The sequence below is a fragment of the Staphylococcus sp. FSL K6-3157 genome (assembly GCF_038005145.1).
GTDB classification, from domain to species: domain Bacteria; phylum Bacillota; class Bacilli; order Staphylococcales; family Staphylococcaceae; genus Staphylococcus; species Staphylococcus equorum.
In genome coordinates, this window is record NZ_JBBOSM010000001.1 from 957,262 (window position 1) to 969,901 (window position 12,640).

7 protein-coding genes, 2 tRNA genes and 3 rRNA genes are annotated in these 12,640 nt (G+C 39.2%); 11 read left to right on the forward strand and 1 reads right to left on the reverse strand.

Annotation, left to right across the window (positions count from 1 at the left end; genetic code table 11):
• The first annotated feature begins 147 nt into the window (after nt 1-147).
• From MHB47_RS04465 to rrf, 11 genes are all read left to right on the forward strand, one after another.
• On the forward strand, nt 148-1,149 hold the full coding sequence (locus MHB47_RS04465; protein ID WP_318420582.1) for a PP2C family protein-serine/threonine phosphatase: 1,002 nt from the start codon (nt 148-150) through the stop codon (nt 1,147-1,149).
• 79 nt (nt 1,150-1,228) lie between these two features.
• Nucleotides 1,229-1,555, forward strand: a complete 327-nt coding sequence (locus MHB47_RS04470) for an anti-sigma factor antagonist (RefSeq protein WP_002511417.1) — start codon at nt 1,229-1,231, stop codon at nt 1,553-1,555.
• A 1-nt stretch (nt 1,556) separates the two neighbouring features.
• Nucleotides 1,557-2,039 (forward strand): anti-sigma B factor RsbW, encoded by a 483-nt coding sequence (gene rsbW, locus MHB47_RS04475; RefSeq protein ID WP_002507113.1) that lies wholly within the window; start codon nt 1,557-1,559, stop codon nt 2,037-2,039.
• Nucleotides 2,014-2,784 (forward strand): RNA polymerase sigma factor SigB, encoded by a 771-nt coding sequence (gene sigB / locus MHB47_RS04480; protein ID WP_002507114.1) that lies wholly within the window; start codon nt 2,014-2,016, stop codon nt 2,782-2,784. The genes rsbW and sigB overlap by 26 nt, the downstream gene beginning before the upstream one ends.
• A 174-nt stretch (nt 2,785-2,958) precedes the next feature.
• Nucleotides 2,959-5,109: a Tex family protein gene (locus MHB47_RS04485; protein WP_340755372.1), complete on the forward strand. Its 2,151-nt coding sequence runs from the start codon at nt 2,959-2,961 to the stop codon at nt 5,107-5,109.
• Nucleotides 5,102-5,560: a SprT family protein gene (locus MHB47_RS04490; RefSeq protein ID WP_340755374.1), complete on the forward strand. Its 459-nt coding sequence runs from the start codon at nt 5,102-5,104 to the stop codon at nt 5,558-5,560. The genes MHB47_RS04485 and MHB47_RS04490 overlap by 8 nt, the downstream gene beginning before the upstream one ends.
• Before the next feature lie 352 nt (nt 5,561-5,912).
• Nucleotides 5,913-5,998 (forward strand) — tRNA-Leu (locus tag MHB47_RS04495).
• A 23-nt stretch (nt 5,999-6,021) separates the two neighbouring features.
• Nucleotides 6,022-6,095 (forward strand) — tRNA-Gly (locus tag MHB47_RS04500).
• Nucleotides 6,096-6,236: 141 nt separating this feature from the next.
• Nucleotides 6,237-7,789, forward strand: a 16S ribosomal RNA gene (locus tag MHB47_RS04505).
• 288 nt (nt 7,790-8,077) lie between these two features.
• Nucleotides 8,078-11,001, forward strand: a 23S ribosomal RNA gene (locus MHB47_RS04510).
• An 81-nt stretch (nt 11,002-11,082) separates the two neighbouring features.
• A 5S ribosomal RNA gene (gene rrf / locus MHB47_RS04515) occupies nt 11,083-11,197 on the forward strand.
• Together the 16S, 23S and 5S rRNA genes with 2 tRNA genes alongside form the textbook arrangement of a ribosomal RNA operon.
• Nucleotides 11,198-11,366: 169 nt before the next feature.
• Here rrf and ilvA read toward each other — a convergent pair.
• Entirely contained in the window at nt 11,367-12,635 is a 1,269-nt protein-coding gene (ilvA, locus tag MHB47_RS04520) for a threonine ammonia-lyase IlvA (RefSeq protein WP_021339953.1), read from the reverse strand.
• Nucleotides 12,636-12,640: the final 5 nt, after the last annotated feature.

Genomic DNA, 12,640 nt, shown 5'->3' on the forward strand with positions numbered 1-12,640 from the left:
TATAGCGAGTAGCCAATACAAGCAAGTACAAAGTTAGGATAGGCTCGTTCATTATAAAAGATATTTTTACTTACATACATAGTACGTTTAAATCTGTTATAACCGATGTATGCGGTTTATATTTGTATTTTTAGGAGGAATTACTACATGGAAGAATTCAAAAATCAATATAAAGCGCTAATTGACGAAAGTTTACACACTTTAGATGCTACGGATCTAAAGAAAAAGTGTGAAAGCTTTACCGATGAAGTGATAAAAAGAGATTTATTACCAGAAGATATAGTTGAAATTCATAGAGATTATGTCAGAGTTTTAAATTTAAATGAAACTCAAATTTTAGAAACTTTTAATGTGCTTAAAGAAGTAGTAAGAGGGTTTGGGTATAGCTATAGAGATTATCAACAATTAGTAAATCGTCTACAATATCATGATAAAGAGATTGATTTAGCCTCTCGTTTACAGCAAACAATGCTTAAAACGGATATTCCTCAATTTGATAGCATACAAATCGGTGTTATATCAGTAGCAGCGCAAAAAGTAAGTGGTGACTATTTTAACTTAATAGATCATAAAGATGGCACGATGAGTTTTGCAGTGGCAGACGTTATAGGTAAAGGTATACCAGCTGCGCTTGCAATGAGTATGATAAAATTTGGTATGGACTCTTATGGTCATTCTCAACTTCCGAGTGACGGTTTAAAGCGTCTCAATCGAGTAGTAGAAAAAAACGTCAATCAGAATATGTTTGTAACAATGTTTTACGGACTATATGAAGAGTTAAACCATTTGTTATATTGTAGCTCTGCTGGACACGAACCAGGATACGTATATAGAGCAGAAACTGAAGAATTTGAAGAAATCAGCGTTAGAGGCAGAGTGTTAGGTGTCAGTGAGCAAACGAGATATAAACAACAAGAAATCCCTGTATATTTAGATGACTTAGTTATTATATTTACAGATGGGGTTACAGAAGTTAGGAATGAAGCAGGAGATTTCTTAGACAAAAACCATCTTTTAACGATGATTCACAAGTATAAGCACATGCATCCACAAGATATCGTTCAACTTCTATATGAAGCGATTTTGAAAATACAAAATCCTGACAAAAGAGATGATTTAACAATTCTAATTATAAAAAGAGTTAATTAGTTTTAGCATAATTAAGATTAAGTTATTTAAATTAAGGGTATGAAAGTTATTATGAGACTATAATTAGGAGTGTAATGTTATGAATCTTAATATCGAAACGGTAACACATGATACTCATTACGAGGTTAAAGTTGGCGGAGAACTGGACGTATATACTGTTCCAGAATTAGAAGAAGTTTTAGTGCCGATGAGACAAGAAGGAACTCATGATTTACATGTAAATTTAGAAAATGTAAGTTACATGGATTCAACGGGATTAGGCGTATTCGTAGGTACATTAAAAGCGTTAAACCAACACGATAAAGAATTATATATATTAGGTGTTTCAGATCGAATAAGTCGACTATTTGATATAACAGGATTAAAAGATTTGATGCATGTTAATGAAGGAACGGAGGTCGAATAACATGCAACTTAAACAAGATTATATAGAAATGCGTTTGCCAGCATCTGCAGAGTATGTGAGTTTGATACGTTTAACACTGTCAGGCGTTTTTTCACGTGCAGGTGCTTCATATGACGACATTGAAGATGCGAAGATTGCAGTGAGCGAAGCAGTAACGAATGCAGTAAAACATGCATATAAAGATGACCCAGAAGATGTGGGAATGATTAATCTATGCTTTGAAATTTTCGATGATAAAATCAAGATTGTAATTTCAGATCAAGGTGAAAGTTTCGATTATGAAGAGACAAAAGCACAATTAGGGCCATATAAAGAAAACGAAAACATAGATTTCCTAAGAGAAGGCGGTCTTGGTCTGTTTTTAATTGAATCTTTAATGGATGAAGTTACAGTTGATAAACAATCAGGCGTAACAATCAGTATGATAAAGTATATTAAAAAAGAGCAGGTGCGAAATAATGGCGAAAGAGTCGAAATCAGTTAATGATGTATCACCTGAACAAATTAACCAATGGATAACGCAGCATCAAAATGACGAAAATAAAGATGCTCAAGATAAACTCGTAAGACATTATAGAAAGTTAATCGAATCATTGGCATATAAATATTCAAAAGGTCAATCTCATCACGAAGACCTCGTTCAGGTTGGTATGGTTGGTTTGATTGGTGCAATAAACCGATTTGACTTATCCTTTGATAGAAAGTTCGAAGCCTTTTTAGTACCAACGGTCATTGGTGAGATTAAACGTTATTTACGTGATAAAACATGGAGTGTCCATGTACCAAGAAGAATCAAAGAGATTGGACCTCGTATCAAAAAAGTGACTGATGAATTAACGAATGAGTTAGAACGTTCTCCTTCGATTGCAGAAATAGCGGATCGTCTTGAAGTAAACGAAGAAGATGTGTTAGAAGCAATGGAAATGGGCCAAAGTTACAATGCGTTAAGCGTTGACCATTCGATTGAAGCAGACAAAGATGGTTCTACAGTTACTTTATTAGATATTATGGGTCAACAAGATGACAATTATGATTTAACTGAAAAACGTATGATATTAGAAAGAATTTTACCAATATTAAATGAAAGAGAAAGACAGATTATTCAATGTACATTTATTGAAGGTTTAAGCCAAAAAGAAACTGGAGAAAGAATTGGGTTAAGCCAAATGCATGTTTCAAGATTGCAAAGAACAGCAATCAAGAAATTACAAGAAGCCGCTAATCAATGATTGAATAAAATATAAGGCAGCATTCCTATAAATTAGGGAGCTGCCTTATTTTAATTTTTATACTAGTTGCATCACTTTAATTAAAGCATGATGTTTTGAACAGTGGTTACTATTAAATATGTTAAAATATTAAAGGAAGTAAAATAAAAAAGAAATAAATGAGCGGAGGATTCTATGGATAGTAATCTAATACAATCTATAAGAGAGAAATACAATTTCACAACAAAACAAATTAATTCAGTGTTATCACTCCTAGAGGATAAAAACACAGTACCTTTTATAGCGCGCTATAGAAAAGAGCAAACAGGTGGATTAGATGAAGTAGAAATTAAACAAATAGATGATGAATATCAATATATGGTTAACCTTCAAAAAAGAAAAGAAGAAGTTATACATAATATAGAAGAACAAGGTTTATTAACAACAGACTTAAAAAGTGATATTTTAAAACAAACAAAACTCCAACGTGTTGAAGATTTATATAGACCATTTAAACAAAAAAAGAAAACGAGAGCAACGGAAGCAAAGAGAAAAGGCTTAGAACCATTTGCAAAATGGCTAAAGCAATCTAACTTAGACACAACAATCGAAAACAAAGCGCAACAATTTTTAAACGAAGAAATAGAAACTATTGAAGCTGCTATAAAAGGTGCACAAGATATCATTGCAGAATTAGTTTCGGATGCACCTAAATATAGAACTAAAATCCTTAAAGATACTTTTCAACATGGCAATATCATTACACAAAAGAAAAAGAATGCTGAAGACGAAAAAGAAATATTTTCAATGTATTATGATTACAGCGAACCAGTGAAAAAAATTGCTAATCATAGAGTCTTAGCTGTGAACCGTGGAGAAAAAGAAAAAGTATTATCAGTAAAATTAGAAATGGATACACAAGGCATTGAAAACTTCATTCGCAAAAATGAAATAACTACAAATCATGAGGGTAATTATATAATTGAAGATGCCATTAAAGATAGCTTAAAAAGATTAATTATGCCTTCTATCGAAAGAGAAATAAGAGGAGATCTAACAGAAAAAGCTGAAAACCATGCTATTGATGTCTTTAGTGAAAATTTAAGGAATTTATTGTTACAACCACCATTGAAAGGTAAACAAATACTTGGGGTAGATCCAGCATTTAGAACAGGTTGCAAACTTGCAGTTATTAATCCTTTCGGTACATTTGTTGCAAAAGGCGTGATGTATCCGCACCCTCCAATTAATAAAAAAGCAGATGCTGAGAAAATATTCGTTAAATTTGTAAAAGATTATGACGTAGAACTTATAGCAATAGGTAACGGGACAGCTAGTCGCGAAACTGAACAATTTGTAGCATCTATGATTCAAGAACATCATTTGAAGGTGCAATTCATTATTGTGAATGAAGCGGGCGCGTCAGTATATTCTGCATCAGAAGTCGCTAGAACAGAATTCCCAGATTTCCAAGTTGAAGAACGTAGTGCAGTTTCAATTGGTAGAAGAGTGCAAGATCCATTGAGTGAACTTGTTAAAATCGACCCTAAATCAATAGGTGTAGGTCAATATCAGCATGATGTTAATCAGAAAGCACTTGAAGCGGCGTTAACATTTGTGGTTGAAACAGCAGTAAACCAAGTAGGTGTGGATGTTAATACTGCTTCACGCTCACTACTACAATATGTTTCTGGTCTATCACCAACGATTGCACAAAACATAATCAACTATCGTGAAGAAAACGGAGCAATCAAACATAATAAAGATATTGCGAAAGTTAAGCGTTTAGGCGCTAAAACATTTGAGCAAAGTATTGGGTTTTTAAGAATTGTCGATGGTAGCGAACCATTAGATAATACTTCGATTCACCCTGAGAGCTACAGAGCAACGTATCAATTATTAAATGAAATCAATATGAAAGCTGAAGATCTTGGCACAGAAGATTTGAAATCAGCATTAAATCACTTAAACATTGCGGAAATGGCTGAGAAATTGAATATAGGTCAACCGACATTAGAAGATATTTTAAAATCGTTGATCGCTCCAAATAGAGATCCTCGTGATGAATTTGAAACACCTATTCTAAAATCAGATGTTTTATCAATCGAAGACTTAGCAAAAAATATGAAGTTAAGTGGTACAGTTAGAAATGTTGTAGATTTTGGTGCTTTTGTAGACATCGGAGTTAAACAAGATGGACTTGTACATGTATCTAAACTATCTAAGAAGTTTGTGAAGAATCCAATGGATATTGTTAGCGTTGGAGATATAGTAGATGTTTGGATACTTGATATTGATGATAAAAAAGGTAAGGTATCATTAACTATGATTGATCCACATGGATAATGAAACCCTTCAAAGATTGACAGAAACTATATCTGAAACGCACTTTAAACGCTCATTTAAGCATAAAGCTTATTTTAATAAACGCTTAAAAACAACAGGCGGTCGCTACTTATTACAAACTCATAATATTGAAATCAATGATAAGCAGTATACTAAATTTGGTGAAAAAGCAGTTCAAGATATTATTAAACATGAATTATGTCATTATCATTTGCACATACAAGGAAAGGGATATCAACATAAGGATAAGGATTTTAAAGCGTTGAGTAAGTTAACAGGTGCTCCAAGGTTCTGTTCAGCTGTAGAAAAATATGAAGACCGAGCAAAGTATATTTATCAATGTAATACATGCGGTGCTCAATTTCCGAGGATACGAAAAGTTAACACGACAAAAATGATGTGTGGACATTGTAAAGGTAAATTGGTTCAACATGACATTGTGCAATCATAGTAGTTGTTATAAAAAGGCGAGCTAAAACGATTAGTTTTAGCTCGCCTTTTTATTTTGAAGTAAAATATAGGTAGAATTTAAGTAATAAAGGTCTATTTAGGTGATTTTAATGTGTATTTTAACATCAATAGTTAAATCCAACTTATAACTAGATCATTTTACTCATTTTTGTTTGCTTTTTCTGTTGACGATGAGTCGATTATATTATAAGATAATAAACGTTGCGAAATTAATAGGCAATTGAGTTAAGCAAGTATTAATTTTATTAAATTAACTTTAAAAACGTGTTGACAAAACATTAAAGATATATTACAATATATAATGTTAACTTGATAAACAAACCGTTTTGCGAGCGGCCGTGGCGGAACGGCAGACGCGCTAGGTTGAGGGCCTAGTGGGAGAAATCCCGTGGAGGTTCAAATCCTCTTGGCCGCACCAAAAATATTACATATAAATAATACGCGGGTGTAGTTTAATGGTAAAACCTCAGCCTTCCAAGCTGATGTTGTGGGTTCGATTCCCATCACCCGCTCCAATAGAAACATTAATGAACATTGAAAACTGAATTGCAATATGTCAACGTTAATTCCGAACACAACATTAAATTGTTGGTTCAAACGTGTTAGAGATAACACACAAATTAGTATTTTATGAGCTAATCAAACATCATAATTCATTTATGGAGAGTTTGATCCTGGCTCAGGATGAACGCTGGCGGCGTGCCTAATACATGCAAGTCGAGCGAACGGATAAGGAGCTTGCTCCTTTGAAGTTAGCGGCGGACGGGTGAGTAACACGTGGGTAACCTACCTATAAGACTGGAATAACTTCGGGAAACCGGAGCTAATGCCGGATAACATTTGGAACCGCATGGTTCTAAAGTAAAAGATGGTTTTGCTATCACTTATAGATGGACCCGCGCCGTATTAGCTAGTTGGTAAGGTAACGGCTTACCAAGGCAACGATACGTAGCCGACCTGAGAGGGTGATCGGCCACACTGGAACTGAGACACGGTCCAGACTCCTACGGGAGGCAGCAGTAGGGAATCTTCCGCAATGGACGAAAGTCTGACGGAGCAACGCCGCGTGAGTGATGAAGGTTTTCGGATCGTAAAACTCTGTTATTAGGGAAGAACAAATGTGTAAGTAACTGTGCACATCTTGACGGTACCTAATCAGAAAGCCACGGCTAACTACGTGCCAGCAGCCGCGGTAATACGTAGGTGGCAAGCGTTATCCGGAATTATTGGGCGTAAAGCGCGCGTAGGCGGTTTCTTAAGTCTGATGTGAAAGCCCACGGCTCAACCGTGGAGGGTCATTGGAAACTGGGAAACTTGAGTACAGAAGAGGAAAGTGGAATTCCATGTGTAGCGGTGAAATGCGCAGAGATATGGAGGAACACCAGTGGCGAAGGCGACTTTCTGGTCTGTAACTGACGCTGATGTGCGAAAGCGTGGGGATCAAACAGGATTAGATACCCTGGTAGTCCACGCCGTAAACGATGAGTGCTAAGTGTTAGGGGGTTTCCGCCCCTTAGTGCTGCAGCTAACGCATTAAGCACTCCGCCTGGGGAGTACGACCGCAAGGTTGAAACTCAAAGGAATTGACGGGGACCCGCACAAGCGGTGGAGCATGTGGTTTAATTCGAAGCAACGCGAAGAACCTTACCAAATCTTGACATCCTTTGAAAACTCTAGAGATAGAGCCTTCCCCTTCGGGGGACAAAGTGACAGGTGGTGCATGGTTGTCGTCAGCTCGTGTCGTGAGATGTTGGGTTAAGTCCCGCAACGAGCGCAACCCTTAAACTTAGTTGCCAGCATTTAGTTGGGCACTCTAGGTTGACTGCCGGTGACAAACCGGAGGAAGGTGGGGATGACGTCAAATCATCATGCCCCTTATGATTTGGGCTACACACGTGCTACAATGGACAATACAAAGGGCAGCTAAACCGCGAGGTCATGCAAATCCCATAAAGTTGTTCTCAGTTCGGATTGTAGTCTGCAACTCGACTACATGAAGCTGGAATCGCTAGTAATCGTAGATCAGCATGCTACGGTGAATACGTTCCCGGGTCTTGTACACACCGCCCGTCACACCACGAGAGTTTGTAACACCCGAAGCCGGTGGAGTAACCATTTATGGAGCTAGCCGTCGAAGGTGGGACAAATGATTGGGGTGAAGTCGTAACAAGGTAGCCGTATCGGAAGGTGCGGCTGGATCACCTCCTTTCTAAGGATATATTCGGAACATCTTCCTTGAGAAGATGAAGAGGAATGACATTGACATATTGCATTCAGTTTTGAATGCTCATTACGAGTATTCATTGCGTTATTTTGTACATTGAAAACTAGATATGTAAGTAAAATTTATGATTTTACCAAGCAAAACCGAGTGAATTAGAGTTTTAAAAAGCTTGAATTCAAAAAAATAGAAATAATCGCTAGTGTTCGAAAGAACACTCACAGATTAATAACATTTTAGGTTTTCAACCGATTTTATCGTGTTGAAGGTCGAAAAGATTAAGTTATTAAGGGCGCACGGTGGATGCCTTGGCACTAGAAGCCTACGAAGGACGTTACTAACGACGATATGCTTTGGGGAGCTGTAAGTAAGCTTTGATCCAGAGATTTCCGAATGGGGAAACCCAACACGAGTTATGTCGTGTTATCGATATGTGAATACATAGCATATCTGAAGGCAGACGCGGGGAACTGAAACATCTTAGTACCCGCAGGAAGAGAAAGAAAAATCGATTCCCTGAGTAGCGGCGAGCGAAACGGGAAGAGCCCAAACCAACGAGCTTGCTTGTTGGGGTTGTAGGACACTCTATACGGAGTTACAAAAGAACAAATTAGACGAATCATCTGGAAAGATGAATCAAAGAAGGTAATAATCCTGTAGTCGAAAGTTTGTTCACTCTTGAGTGGATCCTGAGTACGACGGAACACGAGAAATTCCGTCGGAATCCGGGAGGACCATCTCCCAAGGCTAAATACTCTCTAGTGACCGATAGTGAACCAGTACCGTGAGGGAAAGGTGAAAAGTACCCCGGAAGGGGAGTGAAATAGAACTTGAAACCGTGTGCTTACAAGTAGTCAGAGCCCGTTAATGGGTGATGGCGTGCCTTTTGTAGAATGAACCGGCGAGTTACGATTTGATGCAAGGTTAAGCAGTTAATGTGGAGCCGTAGCGAAAGCGAGTCTGAATAGGGCGTTGAGTATTTGGTCGTAGACCCGAAACCAGGTGATCTACCCATGACCAGGCTGAAGTTCAGGTAACACTGAATGGAGGGCCGAACCGACTTACGTTGAAAAGTGAGCGGATGAGTTGTGGGTAGCGGAGAAATTCCAATCGAACCTGGAGATAGCTGGTTCTCTCCGAAATAGCTTTAGGGCTAGCCTTAAGTAATGATTATTGGAGGTAGAGCACTGTTTGGACGAGGGGCCCTTATCGGGTTACCGAATTCAGACAAACTCCGAATGCCAATCAATTTTATCTTAGGAGTTAGAACGCGGGTGATAAGGTCCGTGTTCGAAAGGGAAACAGCCCAGACCACCAGCTAAGGTCCCAAAATATATGTTAAGTGGAAAAGGATGTGGCGTTGCCCAGACAACTAGTATGTTGGCTTAGAAGCAGCCATCATTTAAAGAGTGCGTAATAGCTCACTAGTCGAGTGACACTGCGCCGAAAATGTACCGGGGCTAAACATATTACCGAAGCTGTGGATTGTCCGTAAGGACAGTGGTAGGAGAGCGTTCTAAGGGCGTTGAAGCATGATCGCAAGGACATGTGGAGCGCTTAGAAGTGAGAATGCCGGTGTGAGTAGCGAAAGACGGGTGAGAATCCCGTCCACCGATTGACTAAGGTTTCCAGAGGAAGGCTCGTCCGCTCTGGGTTAGTCGGGTCCTAAGCTGAGGCCGATAGGCGTAGGCGATGGATAACAGGTTGATATTCCTGTACCACCAAATTTCGTTTTAAGCGATGGGGGGACGCAGTAGGATAGGCGAAGCGTACTATTGGATTGTACGTCCAAGCAATGAGACTGAGTGTTAGGCAAATCCGGCACTCTTAAGGTCAAGTTGTGATGGGGAGAGGAAATTGTTTCCTCGAGTCGTTGATTTCACACTGCCAAGAAAAGCCTCTAGCTAGAATTTTGGTGCCCGTACCGCAAACCGACACAGGTAGTCAAGATGAGAATTCTAAGGTGAGCGAGCGAACTCTCGTTAAGGAACTCGGCAAAATGACCCCGTAACTTCGGGAGAAGGGGTGCTCTTTAGGGTTAACGCCCAGGAGAGCCGCAGTGAATAGGCCCAAGCGACTGTTTATCAAAAACACAGGTCTCTGCTAAACCGTAAGGTGATGTATAGGGGCTGACGCCTGCCCGGTGCTGGAAGGTTAAGAGGAGTGGTTAGCTTCGGCGAAGCTACGAATCGAAGCCCCAGTAAACGGCGGCCGTAACTATAACGGTCCTAAGGTAGCGAAATTCCTTGTCGGGTAAGTTCCGACCCGCACGAAAGGCGTAACGATTTGGGCACTGTCTCAACGAGAGACTCGGTGAAATCATAGTACCTGTGAAGATGCAGGTTACCCGCGACAGGACGGAAAGACCCCGTGGAGCTTTACTGTAGTCTGATATTGAAATTCGGTACAACTTGTACAGGATAGGTAGGAGCCTTTGAAACGTGAGCGCCAGCTTACGTCGAGGCGTTGGTGGGATACTACCCTTGCTGTGTTGGATTTCTAACCCGCACCATTTATCATGGTGGGAGACAGTGTCAGATGGACAGTTTGACTGGGGCGGTCGCCTCCTAAAGAGTAACGGAGGCGCTCAAAGGTTTCCTCAGAATGGTTGGAAATCATTCATAGAGTGTAAAGGCATAAGGAAGCTTGACTGCGAGACTTACAAGTCGAGCAGGGTCGAAAGACGGACTTAGTGATCCGGTGGTTCCGCATGGAAGGGCCATCGCTCAACGGATAAAAGCTACCCCGGGGATAACAGGCTTATCTCCCCCAAGAGTTCACATCGACGGGGAGGTTTGGCACCTCGATGTCGGCTCATCGCATCCTGGGGCTGTAGTCGGTCCCAAGGGTTGGGCTGTTCGCCCATTAAAGCGGTACGCGAGCTGGGTTCAGAACGTCGTGAGACAGTTCGGTCCCTATCCGTCGTGGGCGCAGGAAATTTGAGAGGAGCTGTCCTTAGTACGAGAGGACCGGGATGGACATACCTCTGGTGTACCAGTTGTCGTGCCAACGGCATCGCTGGGTAGCTATGTATGGACGGGATAAGTGCTGAAAGCATCTAAGCATGAAGCCCCCCTCAAGATGAGATTTCCCAACTTCGGTTATAAGATCCCTCAAAGATGATGAGGTTAATAGGTTCGAGGTGGAAGCATAGCGATATGTGGAGCTGACGAATACTAATCGATCGAAGACTTAATCAAATTTAAAAGTGTTTTGTTTGGTATTATCAAATTTTACTTACTATCTAGTTTTGAATGTATAATTTTTTATACAGTTCATTGTCTGGTGACAATGGCAAGGAGGTCACACCTGTTCCCATGCCGAACACAGTAGTTAAGCTCCTTAGCGCCGATGGTAGTCGGACTTACGTTCCGCAAGAGTAGGACGTTGCCAGGCAATTAGGGACCCGAAAGGGTCTCTTTTTTATGCGCAAAAGGAGCTTAACTTCCAAAAAATCTGGTTTAAGCCATGAGCACATAAGTTGAAGCTCATGTGTAAGAACTACTGATCCCAATGAGATTGGGAAGTAGTTCATTAAAAAAAGCTTAGCTATTGCGCTAAGCTTTTAAATAAGAAGTGAATAAAGCATTTTATTTTCATTAATGTAAATATTTGAAGCATCGAACTCATTTACATTCTTTTTCAAGTTATTCAAATCTTTATGATTATTTAATTGAATGCCTATGATAACTGTACCGGTGTTTTGAGATGATTTTTTTAGGTACTCGAATTTAGTAATATCGTCTTTAGGTCCAAGTACATCATTTACAAATTCTCTTAAAGCGCCGGGACGTTGGGGAAAGTTTAAAATGAAGTAATGTTTCATTTCTTCGAAAAGTAATGAACGCTCTTCAATTTCTTTCATGCGGTTAATATCATTGTTACCACCACTCACAACACAAACAACTGTTTTACCTTTGATTTCTGCTTGATAATTATCTAAAGCGGTAATACTTAATGCACCAGCAGGTTCTGCGATAATGGCCTGTTTAGAGTACATATCCAAAATGGTTGAACATACAGCACCTTCATGTACTTGAACATAATCATCAACAACTTTTTTAGAGATGTCATATGTTATCTGACCAACTCTTGCAACTGAAGCACCGTCAACAAACTTATCAATGTCAGGTAATGTTACGATTTGATTTTCTAAAACAACTGATGTATACATACTGCTTGCGCCAGCAGGTTCTACGCCAACAATAGATGTTTGAGGTGAATTTTCTTTGAAATACGTACCAACACCAGAAATTAAACCTCCGCCTCCAATTGCGGCAAATAAATAATCAAATTGTATATTTTCTTCTTGAGATTGATCAATGATTTCTTTAGCAAGTGTACCTTGCCCTGCAATAGTATAGATATTGTTAAACGGATCAATGAAATTCATTTTGTTGTCTTCTGTATAGCCGAGCGCTTCTTTTAAACAATCATCAAAAGTATCACCTGTAAGAATGACTTCGACATTTTGTCCACCAAAGAATTTAACTTGGTTAATCTTTTGAAGTGGGGTAGTGACAGGCATAAAGATAACTGCATCTAAGTGTAATTTATTAGCAGTATAAGCCACACCTTGTGCATGGTTGCCTGCACTTGCACATGTGATGCCCATTTCTCTGTCTTCTTTATTTAAGGCTACAATTGCGTTGTAAGCTCCTCTAAGTTTAAAAGATCTGACCCATTGTAGGTCTTCTCTTTTTAAATATACATTACAGTCATATTTAAGTGATAAATAATGATCCTTTTGTAATGGAGTCTCTTTAACAGTATCTTTAATTTGTAAGTAAGCTTCATCGATATCTTTTGAAGAAACAGTTGTTTTTACAGTCATATGTT